The organism is Vreelandella sulfidaeris (genome assembly GCF_042429665.1).
Lineage (GTDB): Bacteria > Pseudomonadota > Gammaproteobacteria > Pseudomonadales > Halomonadaceae > Vreelandella.
In genome coordinates, this window is sequence record NZ_JBHMAC010000010.1 from 997,868 (window position 1) to 1,021,338 (window position 23,471).

20 protein-coding genes and 1 tRNA gene are annotated in these 23,471 nt (G+C 51.5%); 18 read left to right on the top strand and 3 right to left on the bottom strand.

Annotated features, from left to right (window positions below; translation table 11 throughout):
* The first annotated feature begins 46 nt into the window (after positions 1 to 46).
* From ACFFLD_RS09480 to ACFFLD_RS09525, 10 genes are all read left to right on the top strand, one after another.
* Complete coding sequence (locus ACFFLD_RS09480) at positions 47 to 865, top strand: thymidylate synthase (protein WP_386039480.1); 819 nt, start codon at positions 47 to 49, stop codon at positions 863 to 865.
* On the top strand, positions 862 to 1,401 hold the full coding sequence (locus ACFFLD_RS09485; RefSeq protein ID WP_386039482.1) for a dihydrofolate reductase: 540 nt from the start codon (positions 862 to 864) through the stop codon (positions 1,399 to 1,401). The genes ACFFLD_RS09480 and ACFFLD_RS09485 overlap by 4 nt, the downstream gene beginning before the upstream one ends.
* 128 nt (positions 1,402 to 1,529) lie before the next feature.
* Entirely contained in the window at positions 1,530 to 2,255 is a 726-nt protein-coding gene (locus ACFFLD_RS09490) for a ProQ/FINO family protein (protein ID WP_386039484.1), read from the top strand.
* A 264-nt stretch (positions 2,256 to 2,519) separates the two neighbouring features.
* Complete coding sequence (locus tag ACFFLD_RS09495; RefSeq protein WP_386039486.1) at positions 2,520 to 3,641, top strand: porin; 1,122 nt, start codon at positions 2,520 to 2,522, stop codon at positions 3,639 to 3,641.
* A 181-nt stretch (positions 3,642 to 3,822) separates the two neighbouring features.
* Positions 3,823 to 4,596, top strand: a complete 774-nt coding sequence (gene cysQ, locus ACFFLD_RS09500; protein WP_386039488.1) for a 3'(2'),5'-bisphosphate nucleotidase CysQ — start codon at positions 3,823 to 3,825, stop codon at positions 4,594 to 4,596.
* Positions 4,597 to 4,697: 101 nt separating this feature from the next.
* Positions 4,698 to 6,548 carry a glutamine--fructose-6-phosphate transaminase (isomerizing) gene (gene glmS / locus ACFFLD_RS09505; protein ID WP_386039490.1) on the top strand — a complete coding sequence of 617 codons (1,851 nt, stop codon included), beginning with the start codon at positions 4,698 to 4,700 and terminating at the stop codon, positions 6,546 to 6,548.
* A gap of 100 nt (positions 6,549 to 6,648) precedes the next feature.
* Complete coding sequence (gene glmM, locus ACFFLD_RS09510; RefSeq protein WP_386039492.1) at positions 6,649 to 7,989, top strand: phosphoglucosamine mutase; 1,341 nt, start codon at positions 6,649 to 6,651, stop codon at positions 7,987 to 7,989.
* Positions 7,990 to 8,251: 262 nt separating this feature from the next.
* Positions 8,252 to 9,844, top strand: a complete 1,593-nt coding sequence (locus tag ACFFLD_RS09515; protein WP_386039495.1) for a phosphoglucomutase, alpha-D-glucose phosphate-specific — start codon at positions 8,252 to 8,254, stop codon at positions 9,842 to 9,844.
* A 227-nt stretch (positions 9,845 to 10,071) separates the two neighbouring features.
* On the top strand, positions 10,072 to 11,745 hold the full coding sequence (gene pgi, locus ACFFLD_RS09520; RefSeq protein WP_386039496.1) for a glucose-6-phosphate isomerase: 1,674 nt from the start codon (positions 10,072 to 10,074) through the stop codon (positions 11,743 to 11,745).
* A 23-nt stretch (positions 11,746 to 11,768) separates the two neighbouring features.
* Positions 11,769 to 12,629: a UTP--glucose-1-phosphate uridylyltransferase gene (locus ACFFLD_RS09525; RefSeq protein WP_386039499.1), complete on the top strand. Its 861-nt coding sequence runs from the start codon at positions 11,769 to 11,771 to the stop codon at positions 12,627 to 12,629.
* Between the two features lie 86 nt (positions 12,630 to 12,715).
* Here the strand turns inward: ACFFLD_RS09525 and rfaH are convergent, their stop codons facing one another.
* Positions 12,716 to 13,234 carry a transcription/translation regulatory transformer protein RfaH gene (gene rfaH / locus ACFFLD_RS09530; protein WP_386039501.1) on the bottom strand — a complete coding sequence of 173 codons (519 nt, stop codon included), beginning with the start codon at positions 13,232 to 13,234 and terminating at the stop codon, positions 12,716 to 12,718.
* 868 nt (positions 13,235 to 14,102) lie between these two features.
* Between rfaH and ACFFLD_RS09535 the strand changes: the two genes are divergently transcribed.
* The 6 genes from ACFFLD_RS09535 (at position 14,103) to ACFFLD_RS09560 (ending at position 20,714) form a co-directional block, all read left to right on the top strand.
* Positions 14,103 to 16,085 (top strand): diguanylate cyclase, encoded by a 1,983-nt coding sequence (locus tag ACFFLD_RS09535; protein ID WP_386039503.1) that lies wholly within the window; start codon positions 14,103 to 14,105, stop codon positions 16,083 to 16,085.
* Between the two features lie 121 nt (positions 16,086 to 16,206).
* Entirely contained in the window at positions 16,207 to 17,154 is a 948-nt protein-coding gene (locus ACFFLD_RS09540; RefSeq protein WP_386039505.1) for an AEC family transporter, read from the top strand.
* Between the two features lie 65 nt (positions 17,155 to 17,219).
* A tRNA-Arg gene (locus tag ACFFLD_RS09545) sits at positions 17,220 to 17,296 on the top strand.
* Positions 17,297 to 17,655: 359 nt separating this feature from the next.
* A complete protein-coding gene (locus tag ACFFLD_RS09550; RefSeq protein WP_386039508.1) occupies positions 17,656 to 18,900 on the top strand; it encodes an AGE family epimerase/isomerase in 1,245 nt (414 codons plus the stop codon).
* 90 nt (positions 18,901 to 18,990) lie between these two features.
* Positions 18,991 to 20,076 (top strand): catalase family protein, encoded by a 1,086-nt coding sequence (locus tag ACFFLD_RS09555; RefSeq protein WP_386039510.1) that lies wholly within the window; start codon positions 18,991 to 18,993, stop codon positions 20,074 to 20,076.
* A gap of 134 nt (positions 20,077 to 20,210) precedes the next feature.
* Entirely contained in the window at positions 20,211 to 20,714 is a 504-nt protein-coding gene (locus ACFFLD_RS09560) for a CreA family protein (protein WP_446753354.1), read from the top strand.
* 36 nt (positions 20,715 to 20,750) lie between these two features.
* On the opposite strand, the gene ACFFLD_RS09565 is transcribed toward ACFFLD_RS09560, so the two are convergent.
* Positions 20,751 to 21,245 (bottom strand): CAP domain-containing protein, encoded by a 495-nt coding sequence (locus tag ACFFLD_RS09565; RefSeq protein ID WP_386039512.1) that lies wholly within the window; start codon positions 21,243 to 21,245, stop codon positions 20,751 to 20,753.
* Between the two features lie 58 nt (positions 21,246 to 21,303).
* The gene (locus ACFFLD_RS09570; RefSeq protein ID WP_386039513.1) at positions 21,304 to 21,792 is read right to left on the bottom strand and encodes a pyridoxamine 5'-phosphate oxidase family protein; all 489 of its coding nucleotides are present in this window, start codon (positions 21,790 to 21,792) and stop codon (positions 21,304 to 21,306) included.
* A 300-nt stretch (positions 21,793 to 22,092) separates the two neighbouring features.
* On the opposite strand from ACFFLD_RS09570, the gene ACFFLD_RS09575 reads away from it, so the two are divergent.
* Both ACFFLD_RS09575 and ACFFLD_RS09580 read left to right on the top strand, forming a co-directional pair.
* Positions 22,093 to 22,353, top strand: coding sequence for a DUF333 domain-containing protein (locus tag ACFFLD_RS09575; protein WP_386039515.1), 261 nt, complete (start codon positions 22,093 to 22,095; stop codon positions 22,351 to 22,353).
* A 52-nt stretch (positions 22,354 to 22,405) separates the two neighbouring features.
* A complete protein-coding gene (locus ACFFLD_RS09580; protein ID WP_386039517.1) occupies positions 22,406 to 23,386 on the top strand; it encodes a GlxA family transcriptional regulator in 981 nt (326 codons plus the stop codon).
* Positions 23,387 to 23,471 lie beyond the last annotated feature (85 nt).

Consider the following 23,471-nt stretch of genomic DNA (forward strand, 5'->3'; position numbering starts at 1 on the left):
TCCCCCTAGAATAAACTGTTACACCGCCTGTTAATTTGGAAATTCTGTGACTGCAACAACGCCTGCACTTGAGCAACCTTATCTAGACTTGATGCAAACCGTTTTAGAGCATGGCGTAGATCGCCATGACCGGACAGGTGTCGGCACACGCTCTGTGTTTGGCCATCAAATGCGTTTTGATTTAGCGCGCGGTTTCCCGTTACTCACCACTAAAAAGTTACATCTACGTTCCATCATTCATGAGCTGCTGTGGTTTTTGAAAGGTGACACCAACATTGCCTACCTGAAAGAAAACGGTGTGCGGATTTGGGATGAGTGGGCCGATGAAAACGGTGATTTAGGACCCGTTTACGGCTATCAGTGGCGCAGTTGGCCCGACCCAAAAGGGGGGAGTGTTGACCAGATTGCCAAAGTGCTTGAGCAGATACGCACCTCACCCCAATCGCGTCGGTTAATTGTGTCTGCTTGGAACCCGGCCCAGGTCGATGAAATGCAGCTACCGCCGTGCCATTGCTTGTTTCAATTTTACGTAGCAAACGGAAAGCTGTCGTGCCAGCTCTATCAGCGTAGCGCTGATATTTTCCTTGGCGTGCCGTTTAATATCGCAAGCTATGCGTTGCTGCTTTGCATGGTGGCGCAAGTCACAGGACTCCAGCCAGGTGAGTTTATCCACACCCTGGGCGATGCACACCTGTACAGTAATCACCTTGAGCAGGCTAAAGAGCAACTGTCGCGCACCCCCAAGCCAGCGCCAACACTCGCGCTCAACGCTGAAGTCGATGACCTGTTTGCCTTTCGATTTGAAGACATTCATATAGAAGCTTATGAGGCGCACCCTCATATAAAAGCTGAGGTGGCGGTATGACACAGCGAAACGGTGATAGTGAATGCTTGGTGCCGGTGGCTTTGATCGTGGCTATGGCAAAAAACCGAGTCATCGGGGTAGAGGGAAACTTGCCTTGGTACTTGCCCGAAGATTTAAAGTTTTTCAAACGTATGACTCAGGCTAAGCCCTTGGTGATGGGGCGTAAAACCTTTACCTCTATTGGTAAGCCGCTGCCGAATCGGCTAAATATCATTGTTACTCGTAACGGCGAGTTTGCCCATGAGGGCGTGCGCGTTCGCCATGACCTGCCTGCTGCCCTCGCGTTGGCCGATCAACATGCCACGATTGAGGCAGCGGAAGAGATCATGGTCATGGGGGGAGGGGAGATCTACCGTCAAGCGTTACCCTTTGCTCAACGGCTGTATGTCACCGAAGTGGATGTGGAGGTCGACGGTGATACGACGTTTCCTGAGATAGACTCGCAAGAGTGGCAGGAAGTGCAGCGCGAAGCGGGACAGCCAAGTGAGGGACAGCCTCACTACGATTTCGTGGTTTACGAGCGCATTGCCGACTGACAACGTCAAAGGAGAAGGCTATGGCCGCTAGCTTAATAAACTTGCTGGATGACTTAGAGGTGCGTCTTGAGCGTACACAAACTGAGCTATGCATTCTGCGTGAAGAAAATCAGCGGCTTAAGCAACAGTTGGCGCTGGAAAATGAACAACAAAAAAGCCCGCCAAGCGATAATACCCCCTCCATGGGCGAGCTTCAGAATGATGTGGTAGATCATGAGGCGCTTGAAAGCGAAGTGACTAACTATGCTGCAGTTGAAAACTATGGCGCAGTTGAAAAATATGGTGCAGTTGAAAAAGGTGAGCTTGAAAGAGAAGCAATTGAAAGTGAAGCATCTATAGCGCCTCCTTCTGCCTCTCCTTCATCGCAACCAACAAATGAAGCGCCTGGGGCGCCTTCGCCCCACGCACTGCTCAATCAATGGTACGCACGTTACCCTAAGGCGTTTTTTAAAGGCCATACCAAGCCCTTAAAAATTGGAATCCACCAAGATTTGGCCGAGCGTGAACAGTGGTCAAATAAACTCATCCGCCGTGCGTTGGCCAACTACGTGAACCTGCCGCGCTATATAAAAGCGGTACGCGCAGGAGTGGATCGAGTGGATTTGGACGGTCAACCAGCAGGCAAGGTAGATAAAGAAGCCGCCCAGCACGCATCGGAAAAACGTGGCGACAAAAAGGCCGGTGGCCCACGCGAAAAAGCCCAAGCAAAGCCCGCTGCAGTGACTAAAAAACCGCGTGAAAAGGCGGTAAAGCCGCCAGAGGTAGAAGAAGCGATAGAAAAAAGCGAACCGCGTAAGGCGCTTAGCATGGAAGATAAATTGCTAGGCCTGCAACAAAAATTCAAAGGCCGCTGAGACCAAGGCTAAAGCCAAGGGTTCAATAAAAAAGTGCAAATAGTAAAGAAACACTGTTTTTTTCTATTGCGTTCCCTGGAATCCCAGTATAGAGTTTGTCCTGCGAGCATTGGACTATAACAAGGCTTAGTTGAGGACATGCCGCATACCGTCGGGAAAGAACCGATGGATGGGAAAAGAGCATGGCCCGCAGGCCAACCTGCCTTCTCATAAAGAGTCGAGCAGAAACGATCGAAACAGTATACGAGTCAAGGAACTTACATCATGAAAAAAACACTTTTAGCGACTGCTATCATCGGCGCCCTGGGTGCCTCTGCAGCAGCACAAGCAGCCACTGTATACGACCAAGACGGTACTAAGCTTAACATTTACGGTCGTCTTGCTTATGCTGTGCAGACTGGTGGTGCTGAAGCAGCACCTGGTGAAGGCAAGACGGACGGTTCTGAGTTTATTGATCTTGGATCTCGTTTTGGCTTCATCGCCGATCACAAAGTGACCAGCGATATGAGCGTTTTTGCTCGTATGGAATTCCGTGGTAAAGCTGATGCCCAAAACAGCGGTGGTTTCGACACCATCCGTAACACTTATGTAGGTGTTAAAGGCAACACTTGGGGTTCTGTGCAGGTCGGTAACTTCGACAGCGTTTACTACCGTTCTGGCGACGTGATTTTCGATGTGCCGGAAGGTCCGGGTTGGGAACAGTTGGGCGGCATTTCTGCTGACAGCCGCGGCGATGCAGTTTCCTACTCTACTCCAGATCTTTCTGGCTTCCGTGCTCACGTTCAGGCCAAGCACCTCTCCGGTAATACTGAATCTGATATTGCTGGTCGCGACGCTAGCTCTACCTGGACCACTGCAGCGGCCGTCGATTACACCATCAACGACCTTTACATGTCTCTTGCCTATAGCCAAGGTAAAGATGTTGCTGACCGTACTGCTCGTTATGACGGCGGTGCTTCTAACGGCACTAACCCTTATGCTGCTGGTGAAGACCTGTTTGGCTTCTTCGCTAACTATGACTTCACCGATGCTTTCAGCATGCGCTTCAAGTATGAGCAGATCACTGATACCTTCAGTCAAGAAGAGCTGGAAAATCGCAGTTCTGCTAGTGCGGAAGAAAGCATTCTTGGCTTGGGCGCTACCTACGACTACGGTATGGGCGAAATCTACGGTCAGTACGCACGTGTCGACATGGCGTTTGATGGCGTAGATGACAAAGACCGCTGGATGCTGGGTGGTAACTACCGTTTCAGCCAGCCGATGTACGTCTTTGCTGAAGTTTACCAGCAAGACAGTGGTACCAGCTTTGACAGCTCTCTACGTGAAAACTTCCGTGACCTGGACGACGAAATTCTGACTACTGTTGGTGTTCGTTACGACTTCTAAGTTTGGTTTAAATACCTTGCTTAAAGAGTCATCTGCCTAGCAGAACCAATAGAACCGACCTCTTATGAGGTCGGTTTTTTTATGCATATCTGATTTACAAAAGCGTAATGTGATAAACATTTAAAAGAGGCGCCAGTCGTTCTTTTAAATCGTTATATGCTGCTCTGTCAGGAAGCTTTATATGATGACTATTGACCAATCACTGCTGGATGAAGTTGAACGCATTGCACGTGAAGCGGGTAATGCCATTATGAGCGTCTACGCTCGTGATTTTAGTATTGAAGAGAAAGACGACAAAAGCCCGTTAACCGAGGCGGATAAAGCGGCCCATCACATCATTGTACGTGGTTTAAAAGCTCTGCCGTGCCAGTTCCCGATTCTCTCTGAAGAAGATGTTGAAGGCTTTTCGGGCGCAGATAGGGAAGGTCGCTACTGGCTAGTCGACCCGCTGGATGGCACCAAAGAGTTTATCAAACGTAACGATGAGTTTACCGTCAATATTGCTCTGATTGAAAATGGCAAGCCGATACTTGGCGTAGTGACTGCGCCCGCATTAGACATAGGCTACATAGCTGCAGAAGGGCTGGGTGCCTTTAAGGTTGACGCCAATGGCGAGCGCAAAGCGATTGCGGTTGCTGGTAAGCCCAAAGCGGGCATGGCATGGCGTGTGCTAGGAAGTCGATCGCACCCTAGTCCCGATTTAGCTGCATGGCTGGAAAAATTGGGTAAGCACACCATGCTGTCCATGGGCAGCTCGTTAAAACTCTGCTTGATTGCCGAAGGTAGCGCTGATGTTTATCCGCGGATTGGCCCCACTTGCCTATGGGATACCGGGGCTGCCCATGCGGTGGTGCTTTATGCCGGTGGTAGGGTAGTAAATTTGGAGGGCGAAGCGATCAGCTACGCTAACCCTAATGAAAAACTAAACCCCCACTTTGTCGTGTGGGGATACTGAGCTCTATACTTAAGGCTTATTATGACTAGCACTCGCATTGCTGGTTACAATAATATACATTAGGTATTAGATTTTAACTGACAGCTAATAGTGGAATTTTTATGTGCGGCATTGTCGGCGCGGTAAGCGCAAAGGATAGCACCCCCTTTTTACTCGAAGGGTTGGCCACATTGGAATACCGCGGCTACGATTCGGCGGGCGTTGCATTACTTTCTAGCGAGAAGCACGGACTGCAGCGTGCACGCGCCAAAGGGCGTGTATCTGAGCTGGCCAACAAAGTATCCCAGGAAGGGTTACAAGGTGGCGTGGGCATTGCTCACACCCGTTGGGCTACCCATGGCGTGCCTGCCGAGCGCAATGCTCATCCGCATATTTCTAGCGGATTAGCGGTCGTACACAACGGCATTATCGAGAATTACGAGTCACTGCGCGAACAGCTACAGGGCTTAGGATATGACTTTACCTCGGATACCGATACCGAAACCATCGCCCACCTAATCCAAGCCTGCTTTAAAGGGCAGTTGGGGGAGCCTGCTGAAAACCTTTTCTCCGCCGTTCAGTGCGCCGTCGCGTACTTGAAAGGTGCCTTTGCCTTAGCGGTGATTAGTGAAGAAGAACCCGATTGTTTGGTGGTTGCCCGCGAAGGCTCACCTTTAATGCTGGGTGTTGCCGAGGATGGCCACTACGCCGCCTCAGATGCCTCAGCGTTGTTGTCAGTCACCAAACGCATGATGTACCTGGAAAACGGTGATATCGCTCGCTTGACTCGTGATTCAGTCATGGTACTAGATCGTTTGGGTCAGCCTGCCCAGCGTGAAGTGATTACTTCGACTCTGAGTGCTAATGCAGTGGAGCTTGGCGATTACAGTCACTTCATGCAAAAGGAAATCTTCGAGCAGCCACTAGCGCTTAGTAATACGCTGGAAATGATTAGTGGCGCGGGGCAACTTCAGCCGGGCATCTTTGGTGCCGAGGCTGCCGACATTTTTCAGCAGGTCGACTCTGTGTTGATCCTTGCTTGTGGCACTTCAAGCTATGCGGGAATGACCGCTAAGTATTGGATTGAACAGGTCGCAGGCATTGCGTGCAATGTTGAAATCGCCAGCGAATACCGTTATCGCCACAGCGTGCCCAACCCGAACCAGTTAGTCGTCGTCATTTCACAGTCGGGTGAAACGGCCGATACGCTCGCGGCTTTACACCACGCTAAAGCGCTAGGCCATACGCACACATTGGCGATCTGTAATGTTCCCGAGTCTGCCATTGTGCGTGAAACCGCGCTACGCTTTATTACCCGCGCCGGGCCGGAAATAGGCGTGGCATCGACTAAAGCGTTTACCACTCAACTAAGCGCGTTATTTCTGTTAACGCTATTGCTCGCTAAAGCTAATCAACGGCTGAGCGAGAGCGATGAAAAAGCCTACCTGGACGAACTGCGCCATTTGCCTATCGCGGTAGATCGGGTGCTGTCGTTGGAGCCTAGCATTCAAGCTTGGTCGAAGCACTTTGCTAATAAACATCATGCACTGTTCTTAGGCCGTGGCCGCCATTATCCAATTGCTCTGGAAGGCGCGCTGAAGCTGAAAGAAATCTCTTATATTCACGCCGAAGCTTATCCGGCGGGTGAACTCAAGCATGGCCCGTTGGCGTTAGTCGATGCCGAGATGCCAGTGGTAGTAGTGGCGCCCAAAGATGAAATGCTGGAAAAGCTTAAAGCCAATATGCAGGAAGTCAGTGCTCGCGGCGGCCAGCTGTATGTGTTTGCTGATGGTGGCAGTGCAGTAACCTCTTCAGACGGCGTACATGTACTACCCATGCCAGAACACTACGGTCTGTTGTCACCCGTGCTGCATGTGGTCGCACTGCAGTTGCTTTCCTATCACGTGGCGCTGGTCAAAGGCACGGATGTGGATAAGCCACGTAATCTGGCTAAAAGCGTGACGGTAGAGTAAGGCACAGTACATCGTAACTATAGTGAACCGTAATTATAGTGAATTGTGAATAGTAACGTATCGGTCATCACTCATTTTTCAGTATTCAGGTTTCTTAACAATGCGTAAATATTTCGGCACTGATGGCGTCCGTGGTCGTGTAGGTGAGTTTCCGATGACCCCGGATTTTGCGATGAAGCTGGGATGGGCGGCAGGGCAGGTATTGGGCGCTGGAGGCGTGAAAGAAGTCCTGATAGGTAAAGACACACGAGCTAGTGGCTATATGTTGGAATCGGCCTTAGAAGCCGGTTTTTCAGCAGCAGGGGTTAATGTTGCCTTGGTAGGGCCTCTGCCGACGCCGGGCATTGCTTATTTAACATCTACCTTCCGAGCGGATGTTGGTGTGGTGATCAGCGCCTCGCATAATCCGTTTGATGACAATGGCATCAAGATTTTTGCGCAAGGCGGACATAAATTAACCGACAAACAAGAGCAGGACATTGAACGCTGGTTGCAGGTAGCCCTTGAAGGCGGCATGACGTGCGTAAGCTCCGATAAATTGGGTAAAGCGCGGCGTATTGATGATGCCGCAGGTCGTTATACTGAGTATTGCAAGGCAAACCTGCCCGGTCATTTAAGCTTAAATGGCCTGAAAATCGTTGTCGATTCGGCTAACGGTGCGGCTTATAAAGTGGCCCCCGCTGTTTACCGAGAGCTAGGCGCAGAGCTTATCAGTATTCACGCCTCGCCCAATGGCCTCAACATCAATGAGCATTGCGGCGCAACATCGATGGAAAGCCTGCGGGATGCAGTCGTTGAGCATCAAGCCGATTTAGGTATTGCATTGGACGGTGATGCTGATCGTTTAATGATGGTCGACCATACCGGCAGTGTGGTGGATGGTGATGAGCTTCTTTATCTACTCGCGAAAGATGCTAAGGCCTCAGGCTATACCGGCGGCGTAGTGGGTACCCAAATGACTAATCTGGGCTTGGAGCAAGCCTTGGAGGCATTGGATATTCCTTTTCTGCGCGCCAAAGTGGGTGACCGCTATGTAATGGAGCAGCTTAAAGCCACGGGCTGGCGGCTGGGCGGGGAAGGCTCCGGGCATTTATTGAGCTTGGACCATGCCTCCACGGGTGATGCCATTATTGCTTCGCTGCGTGTGCTCACTTGCTTGTTACAGCAAGGCACCGTGCTGTTTGATGGCAAGCAGGGCATGCAGAAACTGCCTCAAACGCTTATCAATGTGCGCTTCAAAGCCGAGGAGGGAGTGGATCCGCTGGAAGCATCCCAGGTCCAAGGCGTTTTGTCCGAGGTTGAGGCTGAGCTCTGTCAAAATGGTCGTGTACTGCTGCGTAAGTCAGGTACTGAGCCATTGATTCGAGTGATGGTCGAAGCGCTAGATGCTAACCAGGCCCGCCAGTGTGCTGAACGGATTGCCAGCGTGCTTGGCGGTTAACCTCACTCCATTGTTAATTTTGGGTACCCATTTGGCATGGCGGCTGGTGATGGTCATAAGAGCTAACAGACCCACGTTATTTAGCGGTGTACTCATAACAGGGCATTAAGTTAAGTAGATGCTATTTTGTGTGTCGTTTTTGCATATATGGTAAGAGATGGATCATGCCGTCGATTAAGTATCCACGGCATGAAGGAAAAGTAGGGGTTATGCAAAACACAATGATCATTAATACGTGGCAATTAAAGCAAGGGAGACGCACATGGAAGCCGTCACGAAGGCTTTTTTTGATGAAGTACCGAATGCTAATGAGGCTAGTCAGCGTGTAGCGTTTGGCACCTCCGGTCATCGTGGTCGTGCACGCGAGCGCACCTTTAACGCCGCGCATATCTGGTCAATTACCCAAGCCGTCGTTGATTATCGACTGCAGGCTGGCTATCAGGGACCGCTCTTTTTAGGCTTTGATACGCATGCTCTCTCTCGGCCAGCCTGGGAGTGCGCGTTACAGGTGTTAGCTGCCAATAAGGTGCCTGTGTTTGTTGAGAAAGGGCACGGCTATACCGCGACTCCTTTAGTTAGCCACGCTATTTTAAAGCACAACCGTTTGCAAAATCAGGCTGTGCCTGACGCTGGTTTGGCAGACGGGTTGGTGATTACCCCTTCGCATAATCCTCCCGAAGACGGCGGTATTAAATATAACCCCCACCACGGCGGCCCAGCAGATACTGATGCGACAGGATGGATCGAGCTGCGTGCTAATGCTTACTTACTGCGCAAATGTGAGGACGTGCTCACCGTGCCGGTTGAGCAAGCCTTAGCCCATGCTCAAGAATACGATTTTACCGCCCACTATGTCGCCCAACTGGCAGACGTTGTCGACATGGGGGCGATACAGCAAGCTAATCTGACGCTGGGTGCTGACCCCATGGGGGGCACATCATTACCGGTATGGCAGGCGATTGCGGAGCATTTCAAGTTAAACCTCGAGGTAGTGAATACCACGATTGATCCTGGCTTTACCTTTATGCCGCCTGATCACGACGGCAAGATCCGTATGGACTGTTCCAGCTCAGCGGCCATGGCGAACCTGCTAAATAGTAAAGATCGCTTTGATCTTGCTTTTGGTAACGATCCTGATGCTGATCGACACGGCATTGTGGATACCAATGGGTTGATGAGTCCAAACCATTTTCTCGCAGTGTGTGTTGATTACCTTATTACCCATCGTTCTGAATGGTCTCCTGCGTTAAAGATTGGTAAGACACTGGTGTCTTCTTCCATGATTGACCGGGTGGTAGCTTCACACCAGCGCGAGCTTTACGAAGTGCCGGTGGGTTTTAAGTGGTTTGTGGGTGGTCTACACGAAGGGTGGCTGGCCTTTGGCGGTGAGGAGAGCGCAGGGGCTAGTTTGCTGACGCTTGATGGTAAGCCGTGGTCTACCGATAAAGACGGCATTGTGCTGTGTTTGTTGGCTGCCGAGATCATGGCCGTGACCGGCAAAACGCCCAGTGAGTATTATCGTTCACTCACCGAGCGCTTTGGCGAACCTTTCTATAAACGCGTTGATACCCCTTGCTCTCTTGATGAAAAGGCAGCGTTTAAACAGCTTAGTGCCGAGAGCGTGGTGGATAAAACCCTGGCGGGCGATGCGATCAACGCTGTGCTTGTGGCTGCCCCCGGAAACAAAGCGTCTATTGGCGGGATTAAAGTGACGACCGATAACGGCTGGTTTGCCGCCCGCCCCAGTGGTACCGAGTCACTTTATAAAGTGTATGCCGAGAGTTTTAAAGGAGAGCAGCATCTTAACGAATTGATCGATAACGCCACAAAATTGCTGAAGGGAGTATTGGCATAGCCCTACTGGATAACCCGGCAACGAGATCTTTCATCGGTAATGATGAGCATACTCATGTTGTGCGCTATCCCATTGTCTATTATTAACTAACGCGGTGATAAACGTTCAATGGCGCAAAGCTTGCTTTTTGCTAATTGTTATAACGTTAATTGGGGTGTCGGAGATACACTGGCTCTCGCGTTGAATACTTTTTCGCTTAACGCGAATGATCGTTCAGGGAGGAACGAATGATGGCTTCAGTCCAGCCCACCATGGCGCGTGTTTATACGCCGGTTAATGCATTACAGGAACATGCTGAGCATCTTCAAGCGCAATCGCTTAGCGACTTGATAGGCAATGAGGCCACCGCGGCAGGCGAGCGTGCCAGCGCGTTGGTGTTTACGCTTGAATCGCTGCATTTAGATTTTAGCAAACAACGTATTACGCCTGAAACGCTGAGCTTATTGGTTGATTGGGCGCATAGCTGTGGCGTTACGTCGAAGCGTGACGCATTGTTTGCAGGCTCACAAATTAATACGTCTGAGCGACGCGCGGCGTTGCATATGGCAGCTCGTTGGCCCGATAAGGTAACCCCGCCTGCCGGAATGGAGCCAGCGGTCGCTTTTTGTCAGCATCAACGTGACCGCTTAACAGCGATGGTGGAGCGTTTGCATCAGGGGGAGTGGTTTGGCGTCACAGGTCAAAAAATCACTAATGTCGTGCATATCGGGGTGGGTGGTTCAGATTTAGGGCCAAAATTGATCAGTGAGGCGCTGGCCGACCGGCCCAGCCATACGCGTATCGATGTGGATTATGTGTCGAGTATGGATGGCAGCCAGTTGCTGCCGCTAATGGAGCGCTTAAATCCGGCTACTACGCTGATGGTGATTGCCTCCAAGTCGTTCACGACTGCAGATACTCACTTTAATGTTAAAACAGCCCTTGCGTGGCTAAGCGAGTCGCTTGAAGTCGATGTCGCGACCATCAGTCGTCATCAGTTGATAGGGGTGTCGGCCAAGCCAGAAAAAATGACGGAATTTGGTATTCCTGATGCCCATCAATTGATCTTTAAAGACTGGATTGGTGGGCGTTTTTCGTTGTGGTCACCGATTGGCGTTAGCGTCGCGATGCAGCTTGGCATGACGCGTTTTAATGCCTTGCTAGAAGGTGCACACGCAATGGACCAGCACTTCCTGGAAACACCGCTGGAGCGAAACTTACCCGTTTTAATGGCCCTGGTGGGGGCGTGGAACTGTCAGTTCTTACAAATTCCTACCCATGCGGTACTGCCTTACGATGGCCGACTGAAAAGCCTGCCCGCCTATTTGCAACAGCTGGAGATGGAATCGAACGGCAAAAGTGTCCGTCTTGATAGGCGTTCGGTTACTCATCCCACCTGTCCGATTATTTGGGGAGATGTAGGACCCAATGCACAGCATGCCTTTTACCAGTTGTTGCACCAAGGCAGCCATACAGTGAGCGCTGATTTTGTGGCGATGGCTGGGCGTGAGGTAGATGCTTCGCCAGCGGTCAAAGCGTCTTTAATAGCACAAGAACAGTTAACATTAGCTAACTGCTTGGCTCAGGCTCAGCTGTTTGCGCTGGGGGATGATGCTATCCCTACGGAGCTGCGTGGTCACATGGCGCAGGGGTATCGCGGTAATCAGCCAAATTCGATGTTATTGCTAAAGCAGTTAGATGCATGGAGCCTTGGAGCGTTGATAGCCCTTTACGAACATAAGGTGTTTGTGCAGTCGGTGCTATGGCATCTAAATCCGTTTGATCAGCCAGGAGTGGAGTTAGGCAAGAAATTGGCGACAAGCCTCTTTCATACGCTTTCGGGCAGCCTAACTAAGCAGGCGTTAGTGAAAGACCCGAGTACCGAACAGCTACTGCGTCAAGTGGGCCAGTGGCGTCAGTAATGGAACTAAAAAGGAAACACGTGATGACGCAGGTACGTAAAGCCATTATTCCAGTCGCGGGTTTTGGCACGCGATTATTGCCGATTAGCAAGTCGATCCCTAAAGAAATGGTGCCCGTGGTTGACCGGCCATTGATTCAACATGTGGTGGAAGAGGCGCTAGCGGCAGGTATCAATGAAATCGTTCTGGTTACTCGTTCGGGTAAATCCTCCATTGAGGATCACTTTGATGCCCATGCGGAACTTGAAGATTCTCTGGCCAATAAGGGCAAAGATGATCTGCTTAAAACCTTAGCCTCGATTGCGCCGCCATCGCTTAAAATTACCAGCGTACGCCAACCCAACGCCCAAGGGCTAGGGCATGCTATCTTTTGTGCTGCACATTTATTGGGTGAGGGTGAGCCGTTCGCGGTTATTCTCCCTGATGTGCTGGTAAAGCCCCAACCTGGTAGCCAAACCTGTGATCTTGGCGATATGGTCTCCCGGTGGGATGCCAGCAATGCGGCGCAGATAATGGTGGAAGCAGTTCCTGAAGAGGAAGTGCACCGTTACGGCATTGTTGATTGTGCAGGTAATGAGCCTAGTGCGGGGGAAAGTGCCAATATGCAGGGGGTCGTTGAGAAGCCCTCGCCTGATGAGGCCCCTTCACGTTTGTCTGTCATCGGTCGGTATGTGCTGCCTTATCGAATTATGGAGCTGTTAAGCGATCAGCCTCCTGGTGCCGGTAATGAAATTCAATTGACCGACGCCATTGATCGGTTAATGAAGGAAGGGAGCTCAGTTGAGGCGTTCCGCATGAACGGGCGAACCTTCGATTGCGGCAATATAGAAGGCTGGTTGAAAGCGAATACACTGCTCGCTCGCGAAGCAGGCTACGAGGTCTAATTCAGTCAATAACCATGAAGGCGGCGTAAGTCGCCTTCATGGTTGCCTCACTATATCCGTTCCTCTTTCTTACCCCTTGCCGCGCGCTACAACTTGCTTAAGGTTTCGAGCGGGATGTCTAAGTGTTGAGGGCGGTTAAGGACATTGAGCAATACAATCGCGCGCTCTTCGCCTTTGCAGCGGGTAAATATCGCCTCGAGGTCTTTAAAAGGGCCATCTGTAATTGTGACTTTTTCGCCTGCGCTAAAATAGGTGTGGATTTCATCTTGCTGATGAGGCTGGGCATGCAGTGTATCGATAAGCGCACTGGGCGTGGCGACCGGTTTATTACCAAATGTCAGCAGACGCAGCACACCGCGAGTTGAGCGAATAGGGCGCCAATCACTGGCGACTTGATCGAGTAGAATAAATAGGTAATACGGGAAAAGCGGCTCGGTCACCATGGTAAGTTTTCCCTGACGCTTGCGCTTAATCTTCAGCACAGGGTGGAACACCTCATATCCCTGATTTGTGAGGTGCTCTGCAGCGCGAAATGACTCCCCGCCTTTGCATTGAATAACGTACCAAGAAGGTGTAGCGCCTTCTAAGTCGTTGAAAGAATCCATCCGTTTATCCTTGGGTCTAACCAGCATTAACCGTGTCAATCTTGACGGATAGGTTACGGCAGCAATGTCGCTAATGCATGTAACGTTTGGTCAATGTGTGTTTTGGTATGGTCACAAAATAAAAGAAGCGCAAAGGAGCTCTTTTTTCAGATACTGCCCGCTGCCAAGAGACGCTATATTACTATGCCGCTTCGTGCCCATAGGCTATAAATTCGAACAAGCGATGGTAAAGCCAAGCGGCTAGCGAGGCTATCGCATCCAGTGAGCTTGCTTCAACCTTATTTAATGATGTTTTGTCTATATTATCCGGTGTCGGAGGTATGGGTGTGTTCGGCTGAAACGATGAAATTTTGCCAACAATGCAGGTAAGGCAGCCAGTTTGTGAGTACCTAATGAGAGACACCTTGTCGTTTGTTTCGCCAAAGCCCATTCGTCATCAACCATACGCCCTAAAACAAGCCGCAGTAAGGTATCAGAACAAAGGGAAAGTGGGCGAACATACGTGAGTCGAGGGTAATGAGCTCGTTTTTATTGAAGTGCTAGTTCAACCATTAAGGCGGTTGGAGGGGGCTTGTTGAACCTTGCGTTTATTGGTCGTGGGTCTCTACGGAGGCTCTATAGCTTTCATTGCGCGTATAAGCCTATAGAATAGCTGTCTACTGTAATGTAAGTTAAGTTTTTCGATACCGTAAACGAAATGATGCCCCATAAGCGGGAATATTGATCGGCGTCAACGTTTTTAGAGCCTCTAGGGTTGGTACGTTGGTTGCTAACGATACTTGGGCGATACTGCTATCACCAATAACATCAAGTGGTTACAAATGTATAATAAGGTTGCCCTGTGCGTTTGGCTTCTGCCCTGAAAACAATGTTTACCTCACGTTCCTTAAAAAGCCGGCTACTGCTGGGGCTCGCCATTACCTGGTTTTTGGTGGTATCGCTCATGCTGGCGATGTCCTGGCAATTAGGTAAAACGATGGTGCATGCGACGAATGTGTCGCACCTTCGTTATGAAGCCACGCTACTCGCTGACGAAGTGACCCAAGAGGTCGTCATGCGCATCCAAGCGCTAGAGCGATTAAGGGAGACGATCGGCAGCACGGAGGATCCTGATTGGATTAGCTACCAGCTTCGGCAGAGCGATAGCCTTTTACCGTGGTTCGATGGAATCGTGGTTGCCAATAGCGAGGGAGTCGTGGTTGCTGATTGGCCCGCTGTCGTCGGACGGGTGGGGCTGAATACCGCTGACCTTGAATATTTTGCCATGCTTCGGGGGAGTCGTCGTCCTTATGTCAGCGAACCATTTGTCGGTCGAGCGAGCGGTGTGCCGATAGTGCTGATCAGCGTTCCTCGCTTTACCGAACAGGGAGATTTCGATGGTTTTATAGGTGGAGTCCTAAAATTAGACTCTGGGGGGCTATTTAATCGTTTAGCTAAAGTGCGGTTGGGCGACAGCGGTTTTGCTGGCGTGGCCACCGCCTCAGGGAAAATTTTATACCACCCTGACAGCAAACTCGTGAACGTTGCCGTACCCGATAAGCGCATGAATTCATTATTGGATTTGGCTTTGGATGGCTGGGAAGGTGATGGCGTAGGTAAATTGTTAAATGGACAAATGGCGCTACAGTCTTATGCGCAGGTGTGGCCTGCTAATTGGATAGTCGGTCTTTATTTGCCACTTGAGCAGGCGCAATGGCCATTAACTAACTTTATTCGACAACTTTGGTGGTTATGGGTGGCGCTGGCGCTTTTCACGCTGCCGTTATTGTTGTGGATGTTGGGGCGCGTCCTTTCTCCTCTGAGGCAATTAGAAAAGCAAATTGGCGAAGTAGGGCTTGGCCACCGTGAAACCGTGAGCTTGGCCACCAATATGCGGGAGCTGCAGCAAGTAGCACGTACCTTTAACCGTGTCGAGAATGAACGGCAGCTACTGCTCGGTGATCTGCAAGAGCGAGAGGCATTTCTAGACTCTGTGCTGAACGCCGCGCCCCAAGGTATGTTTGTGGCTAATATTCATGGCGACATTACCTATATGAATCCCGCGCTGTTGGAAATGTTAGGTATTGCTGCTGATATGCCAATGGAGTTGTGGCTCAAACAGGTTCATAGCGATGATATAGAAGGCGCACGCGATATGTGGCTGCATAGCCTGCATACCGGCAGTGACTTTGTTCGTCAGCTGCGTTTCTTGCGCAGTGATGAAGAGCTGTTGTGGTTGGATATTCATGCGCGCGTGGTCACGCTTTCCCAAGATGGTCATACCCTGGGTTTAGTCGGTGTTGTTAAGGATATTACTGAACGCAGGGAGCAAGAAGCGCTTCAGCGCTGGGAGGCAGAGCACGATCCATTAACCGGTTTATTAAATCGGCGCGGTTTTGAGCGGCGCTTGGAAGAAGCCTTTGCGGACTTCCAAAAGACCAGTACGCCGTCGGCTCTTTTACTGTTCGACTTGGATCACTTTAAGCCCATCAATGACGAAGGGGGCCACGCGCTTGGCGATGAAATGTTGCGCCGTATTGCCCAGGTGGTTGCCTGGGAGGTACGCCGTAGCGACCATGTGGCGCGTCAAGGCGGCGACGAGTTTGGCGTTCTATTACCTAGCTGCACGCTATCTCAAGCGAGGCGAATCGCTGAGTCTCTCCGCCAAGCGGTGAGAGAGATATCAGTCACTCACCAAGGTAAAGAATATCTAGTGACGCTGAGTATCGGTGTCACTACCTTTAATGAGGCAGACGGCAGTGTCGCCAACGTGCTGGCTCGCGCCGATGCAGGTAGTTATAAGGCAAAAGGACTGGGCCGAGACGGGGTAGTGGTCAATATGACGGACACTAACTATGAGGCGGTAGAGTGAACTCGCCAGCTTGAGTAGCGAGCACGTAATACTTAAAGTACCTTCTTTTCATGCTTACCTGTCGACAATACTCCTTCCTCAGTGGAGTATAAGCAAGTGCTTAATTGATTGAGACACCGTTGTGAACTTACTTGAACTGTTTACGCAAACGCTGGATATCACCCTGCCAGTGTTTGCCATGGTCTTTTTAGGTATTGGCCTGAAACGACTGGGCTGGATTGATCGGGCATTTGTGTCCACCGCCTCTGCGCTAGTTTTCAAAGCGACGCTACCCACGCTGATCTTTCTTAGTCTGATCAAGGCAGATATTGGCGTGGCGCTTGATGTGCCGGTAATGCTGTTTTTCACTGTCGCGACGCTAGGTCAATTTGCGCTTAGCTGGCTATGGGCACTTTATCGCATTCCTTATGCCGAGAGAGGGATCTACGTTCAGGGAGCGTTTCGTGGCAACTGCGGTGTCGTTGGCTTGGCGTTGGCGGCGGGTATGTACGGCAATTACGGGCTTTCAGCAGGCAGTCTCTTAGTCGGTGTCGTTATTGTCATGTATAACGCGCTATCGGTTATCGTGCTGGCAACTTATCAGCCCGGGCAAGCGACAAACTGGAAAAGCATCCTCAAACATATCGCCACCAACCCGCTGATCATCTCAGTGGTGGTAGCGCTGCCGTTTACCGCGTTCTCTATTTCACTTCCGCGTTGGATGATGACCTCTGGCGATTACTTTGCGTCATTAACCCTACCGCTAGCACTCATCTGTATTGGCGCCACGCTGTCAGTCTCGAGTATTCGGGATAAAAGCGAGATTGCGCTGAGTTCTAGCGTCATGAAGATGGTGATTCTTCCCGTGATTTCGACGGCTGCGGCTTGGGCCCTGGGCTTTAAAGGCGAGCAGCTAGGTTTATTGTTCCTATTCTTCGCCAGCCCTACCGCTGCCGCCAGCTTTGTCATGGTAAAAGCCATGGGCGGAAACGCGGCTCTAGCCGCCAATATTATTGCGATGACGACCCTCATGGCGAGCGTGACGATCACGCTTGGAATTTTTGCTTTACGTTTACTGGGTTGGATTTAGCAACTCAATTGGCCCTGATTAGGCTGACGCGTTATACTACGCGCCCGCAAGCTTAGACAGCTAATGTCCCTGTAGCTCAGTAGGATAGAGCAGCCGCCTCCTAAGCGGCAGGTCGCAGGTTCGACTCCTGCCAGGGACGCCAGCGGGCTATCTTGAGAAGTCCTGACTAAGCTAAAAAACTCTAAAAGGCTTTATTTTTGGCTCTCGCCGTTCCCTAGCATTCCTTTCAAAACCAGCTACTTGAATCGCCCTAAATGTCATGGACACTTCTTGACCTTATATTAAAGGCATCCAGGAAGGACTACGTGTCACCTTCAGATCCCCGCACTTGTGGTGACATAAACCCATGTCTACGCTGAGTGCAGGCGCGGATTTTCATGGAGTGACGGGAAGGCTTCGTTCAGCAGCGGCCTGAGCCTCCACACCAATGACGTTACCGTGGTTCATGGTTAATAGCTGGATGCGAGACCGAGTCTCGCACGATACAAAGGAATGGTTGCCATGCACAAGATCGCTCAAAAGCCACGGTGCTGGCTCGATAGCGCCACTCATCATTATTGGTTAACCCGGGAAGGACTCGCGCTGCTCGACTTTCACCGTCAGGCGCGTCTGGCCTCTGGCGGTTTCGCAGCACTTGATGGGGAAGGGCGTATTCCTGACGGAGCCGGGGCCGATACGATGATTACCGGGCGTATGGCGCATAGTTACGCCCTGGCAGCGTTGCAGGGCGTGCCGGGCGCCGCGGCGCTGTCCGAACACGCTATTTGTGCGCTTGACGGTGTACTACGCGACGAGCGTCACGGTGGCTGGTACTCAGCCGATCCTGCCACGGCCGACGATCACACAAAGCAGTGCTACATTCATCATTTCGTTGCCCTCGGCGCCGCTACCGCGACACACGCAGGTATTCCTGGTGCAGCTGCGCTGCTTGATGAGGTCGTGGGAGTAATTGAGGCTCGTTTCTGGTCAAGCGAAGAGCAGGCTTTCGTAGAGAGCTATCATCGGGATTGGAGTGAGCTGGCAGACTACCGAGGTGGCAATAGCAACATGCATGGCGTAGAGCTGTGTTTGGCGCTGGCCGATGTGCTGGCACAGCCAGTATGGCTTGATCGGGCGCTGGCCGTTGTGGAACGAATGATCCATCGTCATGCCGTTACGCGCCACTATCGAATACTCGAGCATTTTCATGGTGATTGGTCGGAGTGGCCAGACTATAACGCCGACCAGCTCGATGATGACTTTTACCCTTATGGCGCCACGCCCGGGCACGGCTTTGAGTGGTCGCGTTTGATGCTGCACCTGGAAGCGGCGCTCGAGTCTCGCGGGCGGGCAGCGCCGCCCTGGCTATTGAGTGATGCTACGGCACTATTTGACGCCAGCCTACGTGACGGCTGGGCGACTGACGGCGTGGCAGGACTGGTGTATACCGTGGATTGGGACGGTCGGCCAAGCTCCCGACGTCGTCGGCACTGGACCCACGTGGAAGCGCTGGCCGCCGCAGCCGCTTTCCTGGGACGTACCAATGAGGCTCATTATGAGCATTGGTACCGTCAATTCTGGGATTTTGTCGATACTACCTTTATTGACCGTCAACGGGGTGGTTGGTATCAAGAGCTCGATAAGACATTGGCAATTGACCCGAATGCTGGCGATGTTAAGCCCGATCTTTATCATGCCTACCAGGGCACGTTGCTGCCTCGGCTACCATTGGCACCTAATCTGGCGTTGACTGTTGAGAGGTTGTGAATAAAGTCTAGTCTTAATGGAGTCGATGCGCTGGAAGGTATAGGCGTTGATCGTTCAGGACAGTAAAGACCCCTACAGCATGGAGGCTATATGAAACCATCTTCCCCCGTACGCTATACACCCGACGTCGAAACCCCTCTGGATGACGAGCAGAAAGTCATTGATTCGCTGATCAATGACTTCGATACCATTTTGGAACGCACTTCTGAAGATTATGACCATGCCGTGCGCAGTGTACACGCCAAGGCGCACGGTATTTTGAAAGGCTCCTTACGGGTTGAATCAGCGCTGCCGGATGAACTGGCCCAAGGGCTTTTTGCCAAGCCTGGCGAGTATGAGGTTTACCTGCGCCTTTCAACCAACGCTGGCGATATTCTGCCGGATGTCATTTCGTTGCCTCGAGGATTAGCGCTCAAGGTGGTCGGTGTCGAAGGGGAACGCCTGCCTGATTCTGAAGGGCACAACCAAGACTTTATCATGCTTAACGCCCCGGTCTTCCAGGCGCCGAATGCAGAGAAATTTCAGACCAATCTCAAGATGCTGGCCAAGACCACGGATCGGCTTGAGGGCACTAAAGTAGCGACTTCCAAGACCCTGCAGGGGGTCGACAAGGTGCTTGAGAAGATGCATGTCGACAGTCCCGCCGTTAAGTCGTTAGGTGGGGTGCCCAATATTGATCCGCTGGGTGAAACCTACTACAGCGCGACCGCCTTTCGTTACGGCGATTATATGGCGAAGTTCAGTATCAGGCCTATCAGTGACTCATTGAAGGCGCTAAGCGGGCGCATGGTCGATATTGATGGCCGTCGAGATGCGATCCGCGAAGATGTGCGCAATGAAATGAAAGAGAGGCAGGGGGAGTGGGCTTTTTGCGTCCAGCTCTGTCGGGATATTGAACAACAGCCCATCGAAGACGCAACGGTTGAATGGGACGAACAGAGCGCGCCGTTTTATCGCGTCGCTACCCTGCATATTCCATCGCAAGACAGCTGGCAAGAAGCAATGGTTCGTCAGGTAGAAGATGAGATGCGCTTTAGTGTCTGGACAGGCATCGCTGATCATCAGCCATTGGGCAATATCAACCGGGTACGTAAAGAAACCTACCGGCACTCGGCTGATTTTCGTGCAAGCTTTAACGCCTGCCCGTACCATGAGCCGTCAGCCAGCTCCCGATAGATAACGCGTAAGTAGTAACTAAGTAGTAACAACGCGAAACTACCGAAAGCGCGCTGTACTATTATCAGCGCGCTTTCCTGTTGGGTCACGCGGGTTGAAAACTTACGCCTTTAATACTCCAGAAAGTGACGCTTATGCCCATATCCCTGTTCTTTCCTAGCCGTGTCGTTATCAAGTCGCTTGTTGTCATGGTGGCCTTGCCCATGGTGGCGTTGCTGCCAGCTACGCTACTCGCTCAAGACGCGCATATTGGCAGCGTGCGCACGGAATTCAAACTACTCGGCCCGAACAATACGATTGAAGTAGAGCGCTTTGACGACCCGAAAGTACAAGGTATTTCCTGTTACCTGTCCTACTCTCAAATTGGTGGGCTTTCTGGGGCGGTGGGGTTGGCCGAAGAGGCCAGTGAGGCGAGTGTCGCCTGCCGACAAACAGGGGAGATTGTTTTCGACCCAGCCGAGGTATCGGAGCAGGAAGTGGTGTTTACGCAACGCCGCTCGGCGCTTTTTAAGAATATGCGTGTGGTGCGCATGCATGACACCGACGCTCAAACGTTTGTGTATTTAACCTACAGCACCAAGTTGGTCGATGGTTCGCCTAAAAATGCGATTACGGCGGTTCACTATGGCGACCTGTGATTAATTCACTTTGCCGCTACATGAACTCACGTCTTTTTAGCGTGCGTTGCCTAGTGTTTGCGTCCAGTAGGTTGAATAGCGCGACTCAGGGTTGTGGGCCTTTGCCATACCCATCTCGGTGAAAGCTTCGCTCATGATATTGCGACAATGGCCGGGGCTATCTAGCCAACCGTCCACCACTGCAGAGACCGAGGTGTGCCCAGCGGCGATATTCTCACCGACGGCTTGCCATTCGTAGTCTTGGTTACTGACACGTTGCTGAATACCCACGCCATCCGGTGTGGTATGGCTAAAATAATTATTCTCGGCCATGTCCTGAGAATGGGAAGCGGCAGCGGCTTCAAGCTCACAGCTCCAGCTCAACGGGGCGACCGCAGCAAAATGTTGGTTACCGCATTGCCGCTCCTCACCACGCGCGTCATTGATCTGAGAAAGCATCTTCTGCTTCTGATCGGTTAGCTCACACGCCTTCTGGGGAGTGTCATCTTCTTGGTGAGACGCCTCAATCGCCCACACATGGCTGGCTCCCATAAGGGGAGCCAGCAACAGGCTTACAAGCGCCCTTATATAAGGGCGCTTTATTAAGCGATTAACTACCGAATTTTTCATTTTCGCCCATGTTGGGGGTAGCGTCTTTTTTGATGTTGGCTTTGGCGATCTCATAGAGTTGGAAGGTTTTGCTTTCCTTAGCCTTCCAGTGCTCACCCATCTGTACTTTAACTTCCAGCAGAGCAATGTCTGGATCGTCTTTACCTTCTGGGAACCACGCCGCGATGAAAGGATTCCAGTACTTAGCGATCAAATCGCGGTTGTCACTTAAATTGGCTTTACCTGATAGCGATACGTATACGCCTTCTTCCTGATCGGAAAAGCTCAGGCACACATCATGGTCGTCTTCGGTTTCAAATACCTTTTCGGCACTGCGGCGAGTGTAAAACCACAACGTGCCATCATACTCATCCTGAACCAAGTGCATTGGGCGGGCACGGGGTGTGTCGTGGTCCAACGTAACGAGCATGCCAACTTTGATATCCTTGATCATCTTCCAGATCTTCTGCTTATGCTCCGGGCTGGACATAGCTCAACTCTCCTTATAAACAGACATTGCCCTTATCAATGGGCTGCCCTTATGAATTGGTGTAGCACAATTCCATCAACGATGTCATACCTCAATCGGCACACTCCTTAGCCTAGCTATCATTGTCGACATCGGCAAACACAGCAGACGTTTCTATATTGGTTTTGATAGTAGAAGTGCGGATTAGTTGGCCCACTACACACGGAACACACGGACGTTGGGCCGACTGAGTTAAGATTGTCGTCCTCGGCGAATAGGGAGAGCAGCATGGCGTTAATGAACAAGCAAAGAGAGAAGAGGATGATGAATTCGAACTCAATCACTGCACGCCAGAATCATTGCTTGATCGCGGCCATGATGCTGCTGTTGGCGGGATGTGCTAGTCAGGGCGGAAAGGACCAGCAGATGCTTCAACAAGCCGCTGACTATTGTGAAAGCATCGGTGGGGATGCTTACGTTCAAGAAACCAGTTTGGGCACCGGACGTTATTGTCGACTGCCAAACGGACGCGTTGAACAGCAGTGGTCGCTTTATCAACAGCAACGCCTCGATATAGAGTAACGCTTGGCCGTCTGCCCGTTGGGATCACTTCATCATCACCTTGAGCATTGCTATGCGCCTTAGTTATCAGGGCTCGCTGCCTGAAAAGGTAGGCTTTTTGTTGCTACCTCAGTTCTCGATGATGGCGTTCTTTGCCGCCGTTGAGCCGCTGCGGATTGCTAACCGCATTGCCGATCGACCGCTGTTTGATTGGACCTTGATTAGTGTTGATGGAGGTCCTGTCACGGCATCCAACGGTATGACGCTCATGGCCGACCAGGCAACAGCGGATGTTCACCATTTGCCATCGCTTGCAGTGTGCAGTGGGTTTGCGCCTGAGGCCTCGTTGACTCGGTCGTTAATGGCTTGGCTCCATCAGTTGGATCAAGCAGGTTGCTGCCTGGGTGGCATTGATACCGGGGCATTCTTGCTTGCCGCCAGCGGATTAGTTAAACACGAGCGAGTCGCTCTGCATTGGGAGAGCCTGCCAGTGTTTCGTGAGCGCTTTCCGGGAATTGATACGACCGATGAGCTGTACGAGCTCGGTGAGCGGCGTTTTTCCTGCGCGGGCGGGGCTGCGGCGATGGATATGGCGCTTGAGGTTATCGCGCGGCGTCATGGTGCGGCATTGGCCATCGATGTCTCTGAGCAACTGATCCATGATCGAATCCGCACCCGCAGCGACCAGCAGCGCATGGCATTGGTGAAGCGCCTGGGTACCCATAACCGCCATGTGGTAGAAGCGGTGACGCTGATGGAGCAACACCTTGAAGAGCCGCTTACCCTTGAAGAAATAGCCAGTAGGGCGGAGGTCTCGGTGAGACAGTTGCAGCGCTTATTTGAGCAAGAACTAAGCCTGACGCCGCGCCAGTGGTATTTACAATTAAGAGTAAAGCGAGCTCATCGGCTGTTGGCAGAGACTGATTTAGCCATACTGGCGGTGGGGCTGGCCTGTGGGTTTAGTTCGTCTTCAAGCTTTGCGCGCACCTTTCGCGCGTATTACGGTTTCTCGCCTCGGCAGGTACGCTCGTCAGCCGCGAAAAAAGTGCTTTAGGGCATTTATGTCGCCTTACGTCTTTTAATCGTCGCTTAGTGCCTTGTTATGGTTAGTCAGCCGCGCATACTAGCTAAACCCAACT

Coding starts and splice junctions, on each gene's coding strand:
- ACFFLD_RS09485 (WP_386039482.1), top strand. CDS start 862: ATGACACAGCGAAACGGTGATAGTGAATGCTTGGTGCCGGTGGCTTTG.
- ACFFLD_RS09495 (WP_386039486.1), top strand. CDS start 2,520: ATGAAAAAAACACTTTTAGCGACTGCTATCATCGGCGCCCTGGGTGCC.
- cysQ (WP_386039488.1), top strand. CDS start 3,823: ATGATGACTATTGACCAATCACTGCTGGATGAAGTTGAACGCATTGCA.
- glmS (WP_386039490.1), top strand. CDS start 4,698: ATGTGCGGCATTGTCGGCGCGGTAAGCGCAAAGGATAGCACCCCCTTT.
- glmM (WP_386039492.1), top strand. CDS start 6,649: ATGCGTAAATATTTCGGCACTGATGGCGTCCGTGGTCGTGTAGGTGAG.
- ACFFLD_RS09515 (WP_386039495.1), top strand. CDS start 8,252: ATGGAAGCCGTCACGAAGGCTTTTTTTGATGAAGTACCGAATGCTAAT.
- pgi (WP_386039496.1), top strand. CDS start 10,072: ATGATGGCTTCAGTCCAGCCCACCATGGCGCGTGTTTATACGCCGGTT.
- ACFFLD_RS09525 (WP_386039499.1), top strand. CDS start 11,769: ATGACGCAGGTACGTAAAGCCATTATTCCAGTCGCGGGTTTTGGCACG.
- rfaH (WP_386039501.1), bottom strand. CDS start 13,234: ATGGATTCTTTCAACGACTTAGAAGGCGCTACACCTTCTTGGTACGTT.
- ACFFLD_RS09535 (WP_386039503.1), top strand. CDS start 14,103: ATGTTTACCTCACGTTCCTTAAAAAGCCGGCTACTGCTGGGGCTCGCC.
- ACFFLD_RS09550 (WP_386039508.1), top strand. CDS start 17,656: ATGCACAAGATCGCTCAAAAGCCACGGTGCTGGCTCGATAGCGCCACT.
- ACFFLD_RS09555 (WP_386039510.1), top strand. CDS start 18,991: ATGAAACCATCTTCCCCCGTACGCTATACACCCGACGTCGAAACCCCT.
- ACFFLD_RS09560 (WP_446753354.1), top strand. CDS start 20,211: ATGCCCATATCCCTGTTCTTTCCTAGCCGTGTCGTTATCAAGTCGCTT.
- ACFFLD_RS09565 (WP_386039512.1), bottom strand. CDS start 21,245: ATGGGAGCCAGCCATGTGTGGGCGATTGAGGCGTCTCACCAAGAAGAT.
- ACFFLD_RS09570 (WP_386039513.1), bottom strand. CDS start 21,792: ATGTCCAGCCCGGAGCATAAGCAGAAGATCTGGAAGATGATCAAGGAT.
- ACFFLD_RS09575 (WP_386039515.1), top strand. CDS start 22,093: ATGATGAATTCGAACTCAATCACTGCACGCCAGAATCATTGCTTGATC.
- ACFFLD_RS09580 (WP_386039517.1), top strand. CDS start 22,406: ATGCGCCTTAGTTATCAGGGCTCGCTGCCTGAAAAGGTAGGCTTTTTG.